This window comes from Cardiobacterium hominis (assembly GCF_900637305.1).
Lineage (GTDB): Bacteria > Pseudomonadota > Gammaproteobacteria > Cardiobacteriales > Cardiobacteriaceae > Cardiobacterium > Cardiobacterium hominis.
The window spans coordinates 1700139-1717333 of record NZ_LR134365.1 but is presented as its reverse complement, the minus strand read 5'-3'; the positions used below and the strand labels follow the sequence as shown (position 1 = coordinate 1717333).

The following is a 17195-nucleotide window of genomic DNA, read 5'->3' as shown; positions in this document are numbered from 1 at the left end:
ATAAGTGGGTGAGCAAAAAAGCACTACTTTTAGCGCTACAGACAGTCCCACGTAACATGTGCGCGCGTACGCACACGCGAGGCAACCGCGCTCAAAAGTCGTGGGGGGTATCGGGAAAAGTGCAACATGTGCAACATGACCGAAAAAATACGCTTAACACAATGAAACAGAAAGAGAAATTGAGAACCCTCAAAGTGCAATAAAAGTGCAATATAAGTGCAATCATGTTGCACTTTTTTTTGCCACAAACTCGAAAAAATAAATGTATTAAAAACAGCGCGTTAAAAAATATTGCACTTTTTGTGGCAAAAAATTGCACTTTTTTGCCACATGGCAATCCTTTATAAAACATTGGGTTAAGCCTAGAAAAAAGGGCATATTGCGGATGTTGCACTTTTCCCACTACCCCCATGCACTTTTAGAAATTTCTCCCTGTCATCCCTGGGGTGTACGGACAAAATAGGAGTCACAATGCTGTGGTGGTTTGCGCAGATATTGGGGAGAGGTAATCGGCCAGTCCGCCTATTAACGGTGCGGATTTTTCGGCTGGTAAAAAGATGCAACTCCCCCTGGCAAAAGCGCGCGGGCGTGGGGCGGAGTTGTGCGCGCAGGCCGGGGGCAGAACGTCGATTGATTTTTCTGCCGAAAATGGGGAAACGATAGGTACAGCAAAACGTCACGGACTGTGTCGAAACAGGAAGGATGAAAGGAGGGTGGCGATTCGCCCCCCTTTTGGCCAAATGTAGAGCGCAGGAAGTGGAGGGATGAAGGGGATGGTGAATCACCACCCCATCTCGACGCTAGGCGGCATTACGTTGCTTGACAAGCCCTGCCTACGGGCATACAGTGCGCGTACTACTAAATAACAGCGGCAATCCGCACCCGTCAGACAGCGGATTTTTTATGCCCATATCCGGGACGCATACAGGGCGGGTCGATAGGCGGAAATACAACACCTGCGGGGAATACCGCCAGCCGTCTGTTACGGTAGTTGAGACCCGCCGCCCTCTTGGCGGCTGCCACTAAATAACAGGAGCCCAACATGCGCACCCCTACCGCCCGTCTTTTCGACGTTATCTACGACTACGGCAACCTTGATCATCTCTGCCGCGCCTACGACGACATCGCCACCCTGTTTAATTCCGCCGACAATCTTGCGCCGGACAACACCGCCATGCTGCTGCATTACCTGAACGACCGCCTGGAACGCTGCGTGGCCGAGCTGAAAGCGATCGATGCCGCAAACCGCAGTGGTCAGGCGCAGGGGTGAGGAGAAAACCGTCATGAATAGAAACGAAATCGTCTATGTCAATATTCACGGCAATCCCGTACCGACCGTACTGCACAACGGCAAGCCGCATGTCGGCATGAAGGCGCTGTGTGAGCAAATGGGGCTGGATTGGGAAGGACAAAGGCAACGTGTCAGCCGTGACGAAACGCTCAATTCAACTGCCTGTGTGATAAAGGTAGTTGCCACCGACGGCAAAAGCCGGGAAATGGTCTGCCTGCCCCTGGACATGATCAATGGCTGGCTTTTTGGGATTGATGCCAGCCGCGTCAAAGAAGACATCCGCGCGCGTGTTCTTGCCTATCAGCGGGAATGCTACGTTGTCCTTTATAACTATTGGCACGGTAAAGGCAGCTACGGCACCCTGACTCCAGCCGACGAAATCCGTTACCTCAACCAACGCCTCAGCCTGTTGCAGGCCTTGCAGCGCAGTCGCGATGCGGTGATGCGGCAGGAAATTTACGACCAGTACCGACACGTCAGCGAGCGGTTGGGCTTTGCCGTGCCGGCGCTGAGCGCATTCCAGCCGCCGGACGACAATGACTTGCTGGACGATCTGACCCGGGCGACGCTAGCACAATTTTTTCAGGCGGTGGCGACCCTGGAAGATGCGGCAGTCGGCTACCATCTGAACCACCACCGCGAGGTGGGCGTGCTCGCTCTCAACCTTAACGAAGTCATGCGTGTCGCCGAAGCCAGTGGCGTACCGCTGCCGCACCGCAGTGCCTTGTTGCGTGCCCTACCGCAAAGCCGGGCGCCCCGCTTCATCGGCGCCTCGGTTACGGTGAATAGCGCTTTGGCCACACCGGACAAACCGCGCTACGTCCGCTGTTACCTGTTCAAATTCACCTAAAAGAAAAGCCCCTCGCGGGGGCTTTTTTTATGCTTTGCTGTCTGCAACTTCGCCGATGTCGTAGGGCACAAAGCGCACAATCTCCTCACCCAGCCAGGCGTTGATCTGCGTAAAGCGCTCCTGCAATGGCTGTACCTCGTTGCGGGCAAAAATCTTGGCGGCATCGGTGATACTGCCGAAGCCGCTGCTGTTTGTCGGGACGATGCCGATCAGGTTGGGGGGGACGCGGCAGGCGGCGAGCTGGTCGTCGCGGGAGACAGCCTTGATGTTCATGAATTCATCCTTGGCGGCCACCTCTGAAATCGGTAACAACTGAATCCCATCCTTGTTGCCATTGGGGGAATACAGGAGCAAGTTGCGGAAATTCCCTGGCCCTTTTGATGCCTTCAATTCATCCTCTAAATTCTTAATGTCGTCTTCATTGATATTGGCGTCGGTCAGATAGAGGATATAGCCCGCATGTGAACCGTTTTGATAATAACGCAGCCTGAATTTGGTTGCGGCCTCATTGAGCAAGGCCGCTTGAATGGCCGGTAACCATTCCGGCACGCCGTACAATTCCTGATTCACATCCGGTTCCAATAAATGCAATACCGCACCGGGTGGGAAATCATGCACGGTGTAACCATGCAGAATACCGTCGCCATTACTGATAAATTTATAGCGGTTGTCTTTATCGCGGCGGGTGAATTTGGCCGGGCTGGGGCGCAGGGCAAGTAATTTTCCGGTACGCGCAACCGATTTTTCCAGATAAGCATTGCCAAACCACAAATAATCCATTGCCAACTGCGCAAATGCTTGACGCGGGAATAATGGATGTGGCTGATAGCAGCTGGAAAGAATATTGACTTTTGCTTGTAATGCGCTGCGGATATAGAGTAGCGAATAATAATATTTGGCATGCGCGTCAATGGAAAACGGAAATTCATAATATTGGCCGTTATAGGCGCATTCCAAAAACTCCAACAACATCGGCCCCGTGACCGGAATTGGGTCACTCCATGTAAAAAAATGCTTGTCAGTCATAAAATCTCCTAAAAAGAACGGGCAAAACCGCGCCGGCCGCTGAACCCCGCCTCGTCAATCTGGCCAAGCGGATCATTGATGAGGGCGTGCATCGTTGCCCAGGCGAGGTCGGCGTGGCCGGTGGTGGCGGTGCGGCTGGCCTTGTACGTTACCTGCCGTCCCGAACCGGTCTGCGCTTGGTGAATGGTCAGAAAAGCATGAGCGATGTCCGTCCAGCCGTTGTCCCATTGCAGGCGCGCGTGGGCGATGAGCTGCTTGGCCTTGAGAACCATCTCGTTTTTGGCCTCAACGGAATACAAAATCTTGCGCACACGCGGGAAGAATTGGCGCACCAGGTCATAAACGGCCTGGCCGATGCCGGTGGCATCAATGGCAATGTGGACGACGTTGTACATGCGGCAAAAATCGCGGATTTTGCGCGCCTGTGCGTCGAAATCGAGGCCGTTAAAGCTCTGCTTGTCGATAATGCGGAACACGCCGCCCTCCACCTGCGGCGGGGCAATAACCACCAGCGAGGCGTCATCTTGCGAGCGGCTGGGATCGTAGCCAATCCACACCGGCACATCGCCGAGTGGTCGGGCGGCGAGCGGGGTGTAGTCCTGCCACACCGTCCAGGCATCGACCATGCAGCGCTGCAATTCGGCCATTTTGAAGATGCTATCGCCGTCGTTGACGAATTGGCACATCAGCAGATTTTCAAATTGGCCGGGCGGGAACTTGATGCGCAGTTTTTCCAAGGTGACGCGGTCAAAGCCGCTGTTGATGGCGTCCTCGATGGTAATCAGCTGGCGGAAATAGCCATCCTCGCACAAACGCCCCTCTTTCAATGCCGCATGCGACACATCCAAATTGATATGCTCAGATTTTGGTCGGCCCTTGTTGAAATGCTGCCCCGTCCACAATGGATAGGCTTCGTGGGTCGTCGTTGAGGGGGTGGAAAAATAGGTGATGCGGCGGTCATCATGCACGGTCATGCCGCTGGCCACATGCTGGATCTTGGCGAATTGCGGAATCCAAAAATACTCGTCCACATACAAATCGCCGGAATACGATTGCGCGGTGTTGGAATTGGTACCGAGGAAATAGAGGGTAGTTTCGGGACCCAGTTTGATGTGTTCTCCGCGCAGGGTCTTGCCAATGGTCTTTTCGACGAAGGCGACAATGTTGGATTTGAACACATGCGCCTGTGATTTGGACGCGGAAATAAAAATCTGGTTTTTGCCGGTGGTCAGCGCAGTAATCAAAGCCTCTTGCGCGAAATAGTACGTCGCGCCGATTTGCCGCGATTTGACGTATTGCCGCATTTCATAGCGTTTCGAGTGTTCGTACCACGCGCGCTGGTGGGGATAAATATTGGCCAAAAAGGCACGGCGTAATTCCTCGACCTCGTCTGTGCTGATTTTGGGTGCATTGCTTTGTTCCTTCGCACGCTCACGGTGTTTTTTCGAGCGGCGTTCGACATTGGGGTTCAAATCTGCCTCGTTGCCGCCCGACTCGTAGCGCTGGATGCGTGCGGTGCGCTCAAGTAGTTTGCTGAGGGATTCGATTTCGTTGTAATCCTCGGCGGTCTTGCCTTCTTTGGCGACCAGCATGCTGAGACGCATATCCACCTGCTCGTTAATACGCCGGGCAACGCTGGTTTTATCCCATTTGTCACGATCACGCCAAGACACCACGGTAGAGATGGGCACATCCAGCTGGCGGCTGATTTCCGCGCAGCCGTAGCCGCGCCAATACATCAGCTTGGCGTTGAGTTTGGTGGTGGCATCATGGGGTAGGTAGCGGGATTCATTCATGCCGCACAGTGTGCGCAGGGCTCTCCGCGTGCGCAAAGACGGATTTTCCGCAGCCCGCCCCTGTGGAAATCCGCCCGTTGAACCGCTGCGAATGCCCGCCCATCATGGATGCAACTGTACCGCATGGAGAACACATGACTTACCACATTGTCGCCACCGAAGGCGCCACCGTTGACGGGCGCAACATCAGCGCTATCCACCTGGAGCAAATGGCGAAGAACTACGACCCTAAAAAATACGGGGCGCGCATCTGGCTCGAACACATGCGCGGTCTCTTCGCCGACAGCGGCTTTGCCCCTCTCGGTGATGTCACCGACCTCAAAACTGACAAGAACGCCGAAGGTAAAACCATACTGCTGGCTCAACTTGCGCCTACCCCTGAATTGGTCAAGATCAACCAATCCGGGCAAAAAGTATTTACATCGGTTGAGATTGACCCGAATTTTGCCGGTAGCGGTGAGGCCTATCTTGTCGGCCTCGGCGTCACCGACAGTCCGGCCAGTGTCGGTACCAGCCGTCTCAAATTCGCTGCCGCCCAGCAGCGCGAACGAACCCACATCTTTTCTGACTACTGCGAATCCGCCCCGCAAAACGAGCCCCCTGCCACCGGCGATAACGAGCAAGGCTTGCTAGGCCGCATCAAAGGTCTCTTTGCGAAAACGGGCAAAGCCGCCGCCGACACCAACACCCGTCTGAACACACTGGATGAGGCAACCGTTTCTCTTGCTGAGGGCATCATCCAAAACCATGCCGCCACGCAGCAGACGCTGCAAAAACTGAGTACCGACATCGCCGCTCTTCGCACTGTGCTGGATGGCACCCCGGCCACCCTTGCGGCCACGCCCGAACAGCACTTTACCTCTACGCGACCTATGGCGACCGGCAGCAGCCAGCCGCAAACCGATTGCTAAGGACACACCACCATGCATAATCAGACCCGCCTTGCCTACAATCAATTCTTGAGCCGCATCGCCCAGCTCAACGGCGTTGCCGACGCCACGCAAAAATTTGCCGTCGAACCGTCCGTCGAACAAAGACTGGTCGAAAAGGTTCAGGAAAGCAGCGCCTTTTTGAGCCTCATCAACAGCCACATCGTGGATGCGATGGAAGGGGAAAAAGTCCATATCGGCGTCAACAGCACCATCGCCGGTCGTACCGATACCAGCGGCACAGCCGAGCGGCAGACGAGTGACATCAAAGCATTGTCCGCGGACAAATACCGCTGCGAACAAACCAACTACGATACCCACATCCGTTACGCCACTCTCGACTCTTGGCGGCACCGCCCCGAATTCCAGGCGCTTCTGCGCGCGGCAACCAGCAAGCAGATTGCACGTGACCGCCTGATGATCGGCTTTAACGGCACCAGTGCGGCAGCGACGACCAACCGCACCACCAACCCTCTCTTGCAAGACGTCAACAAAGGCTGGCTGCAACAACTGCGCGACCATAAGGCCAGTGCTGTGATGTCCGGCAAAAAAATCGGTGGCATCACCGGCCACGATTACAAAAACATTGACGCTGCCGTCTATGACGCTGCGCATGAACTGATTGAACCGTGGTATCAGGACGGTGATCTCGTCCTCATCGCTGGGCGCAAGCTGATCACCGACAAATACCTCGCCTTGATAGGGGACAGCAGCGCACCAACCGAGCGTAATGCCCTGGAGAAACTGATGGTCAGTCAGCTCTTCGGCGGCCTGCGCACCTTGTCCGTGCCGTTTTTCCCGGACGATGCCTTTTTGATTACGCCGCTCTCCAATCTGTCCATCTACACCCAGCGCAACACCACGCGCCTTGCCTATCTCGACAACCCGCGCAAAGACCGCATCGAAGAATACCGCAGCCTGAACGAAGCCTACGTTATCGAAGACTACGATGCCTGCTGCCTTGTCGAAGGCATCCTTGTCCCGAAAGCGGACGGTAGTGGTTGGGAGTAAGACATGGCCAGCCCCGCAAGATTACACAAGCAGCGCGAAGAAGCCCGCATCGCCTCTGAGCGTGCTGCCGAACGGCAAGAAACCATCCAGGGCAGCGAATACGAACTGGCGCTGGCGCAGTTGGCCGCGCACAAACGGCAGCTGTCTGCCATCCAGTCCATGCAGGCACGGCAGGCGAAAAAGGCAGAACTGATGCAAGAGTGGCACGGCTACATCGACGGCGTTTTGGCCGCCGATGCCGGAGTGCCCGACCCTGTCATCAGTCAGATGATGCCCTGGGCGTTTGATGTCGGCGACATTGACCGCGCCCTGGCCGTTGGCGATTACCTGCTGCGCCATAAGCTGCCGGCACCGGAGCAATTTACCCGCGACCTGCCGTCGCTCTATGCCGAAATGGCAGCAGAAAGCTGGCTGAGTACCCCGACCGGTACCATCCCCGCCATCAGTGCCGAACAGCTCGGCGAAGTCCTGGACGCGACCGCTGATCACGATATGGTCGATGAGATACGCGCTAAGCTGCACCGAGCCCTCGGCGAAGCCCTGCACAGCGAAGGCAATGACGAAGCCGCCATCACGCATCTGCGCCACGCCATTGAACTCAACCCCAAAGTGGGCAGCAAAGCCCTGCTTGCGCAGCTGGAAAAAGAGCAGACCGCGCAAGACAAAAACGAATAACCCACACACCCGACAACTCAGCCCGCGCGGGGCGCGGCGGTACAGGGCTTTAGTTAGTTTCACCCTGTCCGCCGCAACCGCGCACCTTGTACCTCGTCACACTTGCCGCCGCTGGTTTTTCTCCGGTTTTCCCACGGCGGCCTTTTTAGAAGTTAGAAGGACGCCCCATGAGCAGCGCATTTATCCCGCACCGAGCCACAACCGACCCGCGCTACAACGACGACCTGCAGACGGATGACTACTACCCCGCCATCAGGGTCTCTGTTTGGCGTGAACGGATGCGGGTCGATGACACGGTCAGCGACGCGCGCAGCCACGAAATCCTCAGCACGGCGGTGCTGCTCGTCAACGACGAACTCGCCGTCTGGCGTGAGGCACAGCAAACCCCTTTGCCTAACAGCAAACAGCACCACTACCGGCAAGCTGTCTATCAACGCGCCAAGGCATTTGAACTTGAGCAGTATCGCGATGTGGACACTACCGCAAAAGGCAGCGAGCGTGCCGATGGACTGGAGCGCCGCATCCGCACAGCACTACAACGCTCACGTGAGGCGCTGCGCCTCGTCCTCGGTAAATCTCGCGCCACCATCGCCCTGATATGAGGGAGCCATGACCCATGCCAAACCCCACGACCGTCATCGCACACCAGCACGAAACCCTGGACGACGTCTGCTACCGCACTATCGGTACCACCCGTGGAATAGCCGCCGTGATGGATGCCAACCCGCACGCTTTGTCTACGCCACGGCTGGTGGCAGGTACGCCGGTCCATATCCCGTTGCAACCCGCACAGACAACGCCCGCCACCCTCAGACTTTGGGACTAACTATGCCCGACCCGATTACCAGCAGCACCGCAGCCAGCGCCGCCCAACCCGCGCTTGGGGCGGCATTACTCAAACTCCTCGTGTACATCATAGGCCCAGTAGCGGCGAGTGTCGTGGTGATGTCAATGACCCAGCCGCGCAGTGCGCGCGAATGGTTTTCCGCGATTATCAGTACCGTCATGTGCTCGATTGGTCTCGGCAGCTACGTCATCACCCACTACCTCAACATCCACCCCGTCGGCGATGAGCTGGCCGGGATGCAGGCTGGTGCCATCTATTTTTTATGTGGGCTACCAGGCTGGTTCTTGGTGCGTGCCCTGTTTTACACAATGGAGAAATACCAGCAAATGAACATCATCGAAATCCTTGAAAAAATCCGCAGGGGGGACAAATGACTAAACCTACCAGACAAATGACCAAGCGCGGCACGGAATTGTTGATTGCCCGCGAGGGCAGCCGCAGCAAAATGTACCTCGACAGCGCTGGTCTGCCGACCATTGGTGTCGGTCACCTGCTCACGCGTAGCGAACTCAGCAGCGGCAAGCTCTACATCAACGGTATCGCGGTACGCTGGCGCGATGGCCTCAGTAATGACCAGATTGTCCATCTCTTTGACCATGACAACGATGTGGCGGAAACCGCCGTCGACTCGTTAATAAAAGTAGAGCTTGCCGATCACCAGTTTGATGCGCTGGCCTCTTTTACTTTTAACGTCGGCGTTGATGCCTTACGGCGTAGCTCTTTGCGCCGGCTGCTTAATGCCGGCGATTACGCCGTCGTCCCCGATCAGCTGCGCCGCTGGATTTATGCTGCCGGGCAGCCAGTACTGCGCAACCGCCGCGAAGAAGAAGTCCGGCAATGGATGACCCCCTATGCTGCTTAGTAAACCGCTCACCATCATCTGCGCCGGGGTGCTGATTGCCTACAACATCACCTCTGTGGGTCTTGCTTATCGTGCCGGGCAGCAGTCCGTATTACGCGAGCAATTTGAGACGCTCGCGAACGAACTAAACAACGCTGTCGGCAAGTATGGCGAACAACTCAGCGCCTACGAACACCTAGCCGTCGAATTTGCCGCCAACCATGAAGCAACGCAGAAACAAATGAAGAAGACGGAGGACACCCTCAATGCCTACCTCGCTACGATTGACCGCAGCCGTCCTTGTCTGGACGATACTGGCGTCAGCCTGCTCAACAAAGCCATCCGCCCCGGCGGTAATAGTGCCCGCAAAAATGCCCCCACCGCCAGTGGAGGCAAGCGCGCTACGCCCGTGCCCCGACCTGCCGCTACTAAATGACGGCAGCCTCGGCGACTTGGTCGACTGGGTGCGTAAAGCCTCCAAGCAGTATGCCGACTGCCGCAGCAAGCACAACTACACCACCCGCTGGATTAAAACCGCAAGAACACAATGGACAACGCCGACAAAGCCAGCGAGCTCGAAGAAATAAGCCGCGCTGCTGCCCTGGCGGCAGCACAACAACGCGGAGAAACAGCAACCGGCAGCACTTATTGTATTGACTGCGGCGATGAAATCCCCGCAGCGCGTCGTCGTGCCAATCCCTACGCGCAACGCTGCACTGAATGCCAGCAATACCATGAAAAAACTCGACACACTGCGGCAAAAGCTACTTACCGGCGGGCTTAATATCCAGCCGGAAGACCTCATTGTGCGTGCTACCTCGGGCAAAGTACGCCACCACTATCAGCACCCTGACCAACCCGGCAACCACAACCTGCGCCTTGAGTACACAGCCGAGGTGCTGGTACTCGATTACAGCGGCCCGCCGGAAGCATTGTGTTACCTCGCCGGGCAATGGCTATCTGCGGAGCAGCCGGGACACGCGGCAACCGCCATCTCTTTTCGTGCCGACATCCTTGACAACAACCACGTCGACTTGCTGCTCACTATCGAGGGCTTGACCGACACCTACCACGTCCAAGTTGAGCAGGATGGTACCCGCCTCAACAACTGCCCGGCGGTACACATCGACCGCCGACTATACCCGCCTGCCCTGACGCCATGACTGCCTCACTCGAACACAACCTGGGCGAACTCGCAAGCTGGATACAGCTGTCCATTGACCGCCTCACCCCTGCCGAACAGCGCAAACTGCTGCGTAAAATCGGCCAGGATTTGCGCCGGGTCAACCGGGAGCGGATGGCGGCGCAGACCGACCCGGACGGCACAGCATGGGAACCGCGCAAAGAGTATGGCCGCACCCGACGCGGGCGCCCGAAACAGATGATGCGCAAACTACGCCAGGCAAAGCGCTTGCGCGTCGAGGTCGGCGACAGCCTGATCCGCATCGGCTGGCGCGGTCATGACAGCTACCTTGCCAGTGTCCACCACTTTGGCCTGACCCAGCGCCTACAATTCGGGATGGCGCATTACCCGGAACGGCCGCTACTCGGCATCACCGAGGGCGACGCGGCGATGATCCAAGAGAGTCTGTTGCGTCATTTGCAGGGGATGACATCATGAGTTTCGGCTTTTCCGACCACCTGCGCCAGACGCACAACGCCACCCGCATCGCCACCGTCGAAGAAATCGACTGGGAGAAGCGCGAGTTTCGCGCCAAAAGCGGCGACATCCTCACCAACTGGCTGCCGTTTCCGGCCTTTATCACCCATAACTACCGCCACTGGATACCGCTGCGCAAACAGGCGCAAATCATCCTCAGTGTGGATGGCGGCGACTACAACACCGCCACCGTGATCGGCATGATCTGGTCGGAAGAAGTCCCTGCTCCGGACATCCCCGTGGACGACCGCCCGACCATCGACCGCCTCGAATTTGATGATGGCACCATCGTTGAGTACGACAGCAAGCGGAAAAAGCTGCTGGTTGACACCCCCGGCGAAATCACCTTGCGCGCCAAGGCTATCAGGTTTGAGTCGTCAAGCCTTACCCACAACGGCGTCAACGTCGGCGACACCCATGTACACCCCGGCGTCATGTCCGGCCCATCGGTCACCGGCACACCACAGTGACCTCCTCAAATGACCGCGAAAAACAGGAAACAGCCATGACTACAGGTAACGGTGCCTATGCCACCGGCGGAATGCGGCGCGACAATGGCCGCAACACCGCACACAAACTTGAACACATCCGCCAGTCGCTGGCTGACATCTTTACCACCCCCATCGGCTCGCGCATCCAGCGCCGCGAATACGGCAGCCACCTCTTTGACCTGATTGATGCGCCGATGAATCCGGCCAACCGATTGCGTCTTGCCGCCGCCCTGGTTGATGCAGCCAGCCGCTGGGAGCCGCGCGTTGTCCTCGAAACTGCCGTCATCGACATCACGATGGACGGCAAAACCGAGATCAGCTACACCGCGCGCACCTTAGATGATGCCGAACTGCGCGGCCAAGCCACCTTGCGCCACTGATTTTCCACAGCCGCGCCCTGCGGAAAACCGTCACTCGTCTGCGCGCGCGGGCACATCCACAATGCCCGCATGAGCGATACATCCCTGCCAAACGTCATCGAAGAGCTTGACTACGAAACCATCCTCGCGCGGCGCAAAGCCGCCTTCGTGGCGTTGTGGCCGGAAGAAAAACGCGACTACTGGCGTAACACCCTTGACCTCGAATCCGAGCCCGTCACCAAAGTCCTCGAAGAATCCGCTTACCTCGAACTGCTCCTGCGCACGCGTATCAATCACGCCGCCCGCGCCAACCTGCTCGCCTTTGCTACTGACCGCGACCTCGACCGTCTTGCCGACTTTTACGGCCTGAGCCGCAACCCCGGCGAAAGCGACGAGGCTTTCCGCGCTCGTATCCGTGAGCGGGTGCGGGGCTCGTCCACCGCCGGGCCAGCGGCGCATTACCGCTGGCACGCCCTCTCCGCCTCGCCCGCCATCCGCGATGCCCATGTGGACAGCCCCCGTCCGGGGCTGGTGCGCGTCTCCATCACCGGCCACGACGGCGCGGTGGATGATGCCCTGCTTGCCCATACCCGCGACTACCTCAACCGCACGGACATCCGCGTCCTCACCGACACCCTCGAAGTCCGCGCTGCCACCGTCAAAACCATCGACATCGCCGCCACCCTGTGGCTTCTGCCCGACGGCAACGCCGACCTGCTCAATACCCTACCGGCTACACTGCGTCGTGCCGTCGGCAGTCAGCTTGGTTTGGGGCGCGACCTCACCCGCTCCTGGCTCATCCACACGCTGCACGCCGCCGGGGTGCAGCGCGTCGTTTTAACTGCGCCTGCGCGTGACGTCGTTATTGCCGCCGACGAGACCGCCGCCATCGGAACCGTCACTCTCAATCTCGGTGGCAGGGATTACTGATGCGCCCCGATTTACTGCCGCCCAACAGCACTGATCTTGAGCGCAAACTGGCGCAAGCCGGTGCGCCCGCCATTCTCGATCTAGGTGACGATGCCGCCATCCGGGGGCGCAAATTTGACCCGCCTGACAACTGGCTGGACGCGCTCATCTGGGAGTACGCCCTCGGCGAAATCACCCCCTACATCAGCGATAAGCGGCGTCTCATCAGCGAGGGCATCCGCTGGACACGTCTGCGCGGCACACCGGCCTCACTGCATATCGCTTTTTCGTGGGTCGGTTTAGATGCTGACATTATCGAGTCACCGCCCTCCATCGAGCGCAACGAGCCCGGTATTACCTACCGGCCACACCGCCATTTCGCCGAATACGACCTGCGCCCACACGGGACACCTACCCCCGCGCAAATCTGCCAGCTGGTCAACCTCGCCTTGTTGTCGCAGCCGGTACGCTCGCGGCTGTGGCGTTTAGTGTACGGCTACGACCGGGGTGTATTTAGACTGGACGACAGCCTGCTGGATGATGCCCTGCTGGATGACGACTCCGGCATCCGCATCGACCATGCACAACTGCCGTGTCTGCCGGCTGGCAGTCAGCCCAAAATCTCTTTTGGCACCGCGCATGGCTCGTGGGCAATGTACGAAGGCGCCTCCTTGTCCGTGGCAATCACCATCACCATCGCCCACGTCATCAGCAGCGTCGAAGCGCACATCCTCTATCTCGACGACCTGCCGCAGCCGTTTGAGATCTACACCATCCAAGCGGGCAGCAGTACACCGCGTGCTGTCGCCCTCTACTTTGGACAAGTATGGGCGGATGCCCCGTGGCCGTCGTCAACCTGGACCAATACCAATGTCATCATCAACAACTGCGAGGACCCCGACTAATGGCCATCCTTACAACCTCCGGACGTATCGCCCTTGCCACCGCTATCAAGGGCAGCACCCTGCATCTTGCCTGGGGGAGCGGCGAGGCGGAATGGGATACCACCCAGCCCCGCGAACCGCGCAGCGCCATCGCGCTCACCAATGAAATCGGGCGGCGCAAAGTCAACCTCGTCGAGTACTGCACCCCGCAGGGCGACGGCGATATCGTCATGCTCGGTGCCCGTTTCGCAAAGAGTGACACACCGACCGCCAATCTGCACCTGCGTACCGACTTTGACTTTAACGACGGCCTCGGCAAGACCATCCGCGAGCTCGGTGTCTTTGTCGGTACAACGACCCGTGCCGGCTTGCCCGCCGGGCAAACCTATTTCCCGCCGGGTGATATAGCCTCGCCCGGCACCCTCCTCGCCATTGATTACATCACCGCCATGCAACGTGGCGTCGGCGCACGTATCAGCTTCGATTTTGTCATTACCTTCTGACCGCCATGAAAGATATCGACCTTGCCAATTACTACTGCCGAGACAGCCACGCCGAAGAGGCCATCCTCTTTCGGGCTGGTTTGGGCCTGCAATCGCCCGAACTGAACGAATTGCAGGACATCAACGACACGCGCCTCAGACGTATCGCCGACCGCTTCATGAGCGACGGCTCGATACAGAGCGGCGGCGCAGTTGTTATCAATCCCGACACTGGCGAGACCACCTGCGCCGCTTCGGAAATCTACCTGCGCGGCCGCATCCGTGATGTGCCGGAAGCCAAACTCAATATTCCGCTCACCGGTGTCGTGGAAATCGGCGTCTGGCTGACCGAGGCCGTCGTCACTGAACTGCAAGATCCCACCCTGCGCGATCCGTGTGAAGGGACACGCAATTACGACGAACCGGGCGCGGCACGGCTGCGCATTAGCGCCGTATGGGGATTGTCCACCGATGGTGGTACCGGCAATTTTTATCGTGTCTATGACGTAGAAAACGGTGTCCTCAAAATCAAGTCCGCCCCGCCAGACCTCTCCGGCTTTGCTTCGGCACTGGCCAGGTATGATCGTGACAACAATGGCGGCCACTACGTCATCCACGGCCTGTCACTGGTGTGGCTGTCGCATGATGATCGCGAAGAAACCTATTCGCTGCTTGAAGGAAAAGCGCATGTGTACGGGCACGAAATCGAACTGCCCACCGCGCTGCGTCTGCGTTTCCCATTCGATCCTGACCTGCAAACCATCCTCTCCGAGCCGCACCAGTTTTCCAGCGGCGGCAGCGGAAAAATGCGGGTCAATGTGGACCGCGCGCCTATCCACGATATCCGCAAGGTGGACATCACCAAACAGGCTACCGCCACCGTACTGCACGGCAGTTATGCCGGGGTGGCCGACGCGTTGCCCGATCCTGCTGTGATCGAGATTGTCGAGGTCAAACAGGGCGGCACCACCTACAAGGAGACGCAGGACTATGTGTTCTCTGGCGGCATGATCGACTGGTCGCCCGCCGGCGCCGAACCCGCACCGGGCTCCAGTTACGAAGTGACCTATAAACACATCACCCAGATCACCCCCATTGATCCGGACGAGCGTGGTTTTACCGTAGAAGGTGCGGTCGAAGGCTCGCTGATATTGATCGACTACCAATGGCGTCTGCCGCGCACCGATACCCTCACCATCGACCGCAACGGCGCACTGACCCGCATCAAGGGGATGCCGCGCCGCTTTAACCCTAAAGCGACTCCCGCCGTGAGCGGGCAACTGGAGTTGGCGCAGTTACAGCACACTTGGTTTAAGGATGCGCCAACGGCGGTGAAAAACACCGCGATCGCGGCAGTCAGTATGGGCACCCTGCAAGACATGCGCGCCGACATCTTTGACCTCTACGACCTAGTCGCCATCTTGCGTCTGCAAACCCGCGCCATCGCGACAGCCCCGGCAGCCACCCGTGGTGTCTTTGTTGACCCATTTTTGGACGATGCCATGCGCGACCTCGGGCAAAACCAGACCGCCGCCATCGTGGACGGTGAGCTGATGCTGCCTATCCGTGCCGATGTTGCGCCGCTCTCTGCGCATGACCGGCCGCTGACCCTGCCTTACAAAAAAGTGGTGCTGGTGGAACAGACGGCGCGCACCGGGGGTATGAAAATCAACCCGTATAGCGCCTTTGACCCCATTCCGGCGACTGTCACCCTGATGCCGCCGGTTGATACCTGGACACAAACCGAAACCGTCAACGGCGCCGCCGTGACCCGTCTGATTGGCGGCGGCAACCTGACACGCACCACCGAAAACACCGAACGTCGCACCATTGGCACACGACAGGCCGAACACCTGCGTCCCATCACCATCACCTTCCGTATTGAGGGATTTTTGCCGGACGAACCGCTGCGGCGTGTCATCTTCGACGGCATCGAAATTGAGGTAGAAAACCTATGATTACAGCAGATCACAGCGGCATCGCCCGGGGTAAATTCACCCTGCCGTCGGGCATCCCTGCCGGCACCAAAAGCGTCGAGTTTATCGGCGAGCGTGGCACACGCGGCCTTGCGCAATTTATCGGGCGCGGCGAAATCACCATCGAGGAACGCCGCCGCGTCATCACTGTGCAGCGTTACGACCCGCTGGCGCAAACCTTTACCCTGCTTACCGAAGGCCGCCACATTGCCGCCATCGGCCTGTGGTTTGAGGACATCGGCACGCTGCCGGTCACGGTGCAAATCCGTGAGACAGCGACCGGCCTGCCGACGGGCGCCGTACTGGCCGAAACCCGTATCACGGCCGATGCTATCCGTCCTGACGGGGAAGAAACTGTGGTGGACTTCGCCACGCCGGTTTACATCGAGGCTTTGCAGGAATCCGCCATTGTCATCCTCACCGATGACAACCGCCACAGCCTCGCCATCGCCGAAGTCGGCCAATACGACCGCCGCGCCCAGCGCTATGTGACCGAGCAGGGCTACAGCGTCGGCGTCTTGCTCTCCTCCAGCAATGCTAGTACCTGGACACCGCACAACAACGCCGACCTTGCCTTCCGCATTTACGCCGCCGAATTTACCGCCAACGAACACACTGCCGAACTGAGCACCGTCACCGCCAACCATGCCTCTGACCTCTACCTCATGGCCGATGTCGAGCGCACCGGCACCGAGACCGACGTCACATTTACCGTCAAAAACGACGACCACCGCTATCACCTGCAAGACAAGCAAACCGGACGGCTAGACGCGCGCACCGACGGCGAATTGAAAACCGCCGTCACCCTGCGCGGCAGCCGTACCCGCTCGCCCATCCTTTACCCCGGCGCGCTGCTCGCGCTCGGCGACCTGCAAGAGAGCGCCACCTACATCAGCCGCGCCGTTGTTGCTGGTCGTGGCCAGGCCATCGTGACGCTGGAAAGCAATGTCCCCGCCGGAAGCGCCCTCAAGGTCGAAATCGAAATTGACAGCCACTGGCAGGAATGCACCCCGGAAAACGGCGAGCCCCTCGGTGACGGCTGGGTGCGCAACGAATACAAAAAAGCCATCACCGGCGGCGACACCGTCCGCTGCCGCATCACCCTGACCGGCAACATCAACGCCCGCCCTCGCGCCCGCGCCCTGCGCATGATTACCACCTGAGGTGC

Annotated in this window: 23 protein-coding genes; 21 read left to right on the top strand and 2 right to left on the bottom strand. The window is 58.4% G+C overall.

Annotated elements, in window-relative coordinates:
- Positions 1-1042: 1042 nt before the first annotated feature.
- Entirely contained in the window at positions 1043-1270 is a 228-nt protein-coding gene (locus EL199_RS08390; RefSeq protein ID WP_040355635.1) for a hypothetical protein, read from the top strand.
- Between the two features lie 13 nt (positions 1271-1283).
- Positions 1284-2141, top strand: coding sequence for a phage antirepressor N-terminal domain-containing protein (locus EL199_RS08385; RefSeq protein WP_004142343.1), 858 nt, complete (start codon positions 1284-1286; stop codon positions 2139-2141).
- Between the two features lie 27 nt (positions 2142-2168).
- Here EL199_RS08385 and EL199_RS08380 read toward each other — a convergent pair whose 3' ends face one another.
- Both EL199_RS08380 and EL199_RS08375 read right to left on the bottom strand, forming a co-directional pair.
- Entirely contained in the window at positions 2169-3167 is a 999-nt protein-coding gene (locus EL199_RS08380) for a phage portal protein (protein ID WP_004142344.1), read from the bottom strand.
- A gap of 8 nt (positions 3168-3175) precedes the next feature.
- Positions 3176-4963: a terminase large subunit domain-containing protein gene (locus EL199_RS08375; protein WP_004142346.1), complete on the bottom strand. Its 1788-nt coding sequence runs from the start codon at positions 4961-4963 to the stop codon at positions 3176-3178.
- Between the two features lie 134 nt (positions 4964-5097).
- Between EL199_RS08375 and EL199_RS08370 the strand changes: the two genes are divergently transcribed.
- From EL199_RS08370 to EL199_RS08285, 19 genes are all read left to right on the top strand, one after another.
- Positions 5098-5874, top strand: coding sequence for a GPO family capsid scaffolding protein (locus tag EL199_RS08370; protein ID WP_004142347.1), 777 nt, complete (start codon positions 5098-5100; stop codon positions 5872-5874).
- A 12-nt stretch (positions 5875-5886) separates the two neighbouring features.
- Positions 5887-6903, top strand: a complete 1017-nt coding sequence (locus tag EL199_RS08365; protein ID WP_004142348.1) for a phage major capsid protein, P2 family — start codon at positions 5887-5889, stop codon at positions 6901-6903.
- A gap of 3 nt (positions 6904-6906) precedes the next feature.
- Positions 6907-7578, top strand: coding sequence for a phage terminase small subunit (gene gpM, locus EL199_RS08360; RefSeq protein ID WP_004142349.1), 672 nt, complete (start codon positions 6907-6909; stop codon positions 7576-7578).
- Between the two features lie 167 nt (positions 7579-7745).
- Complete coding sequence (locus EL199_RS08355) at positions 7746-8180, top strand: head completion/stabilization protein (protein ID WP_004142350.1); 435 nt, start codon at positions 7746-7748, stop codon at positions 8178-8180.
- A 14-nt stretch (positions 8181-8194) separates the two neighbouring features.
- Entirely contained in the window at positions 8195-8404 is a 210-nt protein-coding gene (locus tag EL199_RS08350; protein WP_040355637.1) for a tail protein X, read from the top strand.
- 2 nt (positions 8405-8406) lie between these two features.
- Entirely contained in the window at positions 8407-8799 is a 393-nt protein-coding gene (locus EL199_RS08345) for a hypothetical protein (protein WP_004142352.1), read from the top strand.
- Entirely contained in the window at positions 8796-9287 is a 492-nt protein-coding gene (locus EL199_RS08340) for a lysozyme (RefSeq protein ID WP_004142354.1), read from the top strand. The genes EL199_RS08345 and EL199_RS08340 overlap by 4 nt, the downstream gene beginning before the upstream one ends.
- Complete coding sequence (locus tag EL199_RS08335; protein ID WP_004142355.1) at positions 9277-9702, top strand: hypothetical protein; 426 nt, start codon at positions 9277-9279, stop codon at positions 9700-9702. The genes EL199_RS08340 and EL199_RS08335 overlap by 11 nt, the downstream gene beginning before the upstream one ends.
- On the top strand, positions 9638-9853 hold the full coding sequence (locus tag EL199_RS13745; protein ID WP_425594050.1) for a hypothetical protein: 216 nt from the start codon (positions 9638-9640) through the stop codon (positions 9851-9853). The genes EL199_RS08335 and EL199_RS13745 overlap by 65 nt, the downstream gene beginning before the upstream one ends.
- On the top strand, positions 9814-10050 hold the full coding sequence (locus tag EL199_RS08330; protein ID WP_040355639.1) for a TraR/DksA C4-type zinc finger protein: 237 nt from the start codon (positions 9814-9816) through the stop codon (positions 10048-10050). The genes EL199_RS13745 and EL199_RS08330 overlap by 40 nt, the downstream gene beginning before the upstream one ends.
- Positions 10001-10429 carry a phage tail protein gene (locus tag EL199_RS08325; protein WP_081447845.1) on the top strand — a complete coding sequence of 143 codons (429 nt, stop codon included), beginning with the start codon at positions 10001-10003 and terminating at the stop codon, positions 10427-10429. Before EL199_RS08330 ends, EL199_RS08325 begins: the two co-directional genes overlap by 50 nt.
- Positions 10426-10887, top strand: a complete 462-nt coding sequence (locus EL199_RS08320) for a phage virion morphogenesis protein (RefSeq protein ID WP_004142359.1) — start codon at positions 10426-10428, stop codon at positions 10885-10887. Before EL199_RS08325 ends, EL199_RS08320 begins: the two co-directional genes overlap by 4 nt.
- Complete coding sequence (locus EL199_RS08315; RefSeq protein ID WP_004142361.1) at positions 10884-11396, top strand: phage baseplate assembly protein V; 513 nt, start codon at positions 10884-10886, stop codon at positions 11394-11396. The genes EL199_RS08320 and EL199_RS08315 overlap by 4 nt, the downstream gene beginning before the upstream one ends.
- 35 nt (positions 11397-11431) lie before the next feature.
- On the top strand, positions 11432-11797 hold the full coding sequence (locus EL199_RS08310) for a GPW/gp25 family protein (protein WP_004142364.1): 366 nt from the start codon (positions 11432-11434) through the stop codon (positions 11795-11797).
- 69 nt (positions 11798-11866) lie between these two features.
- The gene (locus tag EL199_RS08305) at positions 11867-12706 is read left to right on the top strand and encodes a baseplate assembly protein (protein ID WP_040355643.1); all 840 of its coding nucleotides are present in this window, start codon (positions 11867-11869) and stop codon (positions 12704-12706) included.
- Positions 12706-13590, top strand: coding sequence for a phage tail protein (locus tag EL199_RS08300; RefSeq protein WP_004142366.1), 885 nt, complete (start codon positions 12706-12708; stop codon positions 13588-13590). The genes EL199_RS08305 and EL199_RS08300 overlap by 1 nt, the downstream gene beginning before the upstream one ends.
- Positions 13590-14072: a hypothetical protein gene (locus EL199_RS08295; protein ID WP_004142367.1), complete on the top strand. Its 483-nt coding sequence runs from the start codon at positions 13590-13592 to the stop codon at positions 14070-14072. The genes EL199_RS08300 and EL199_RS08295 overlap by 1 nt, the downstream gene beginning before the upstream one ends.
- 5 nt (positions 14073-14077) lie before the next feature.
- Entirely contained in the window at positions 14078-16009 is a 1932-nt protein-coding gene (locus EL199_RS08290; RefSeq protein ID WP_004142370.1) for a DUF4815 domain-containing protein, read from the top strand.
- Positions 16006-17190 (top strand): hypothetical protein, encoded by a 1185-nt coding sequence (locus EL199_RS08285; protein WP_004142372.1) that lies wholly within the window; start codon positions 16006-16008, stop codon positions 17188-17190. The genes EL199_RS08290 and EL199_RS08285 overlap by 4 nt, the downstream gene beginning before the upstream one ends.
- Positions 17191-17195 lie beyond the last annotated feature (5 nt).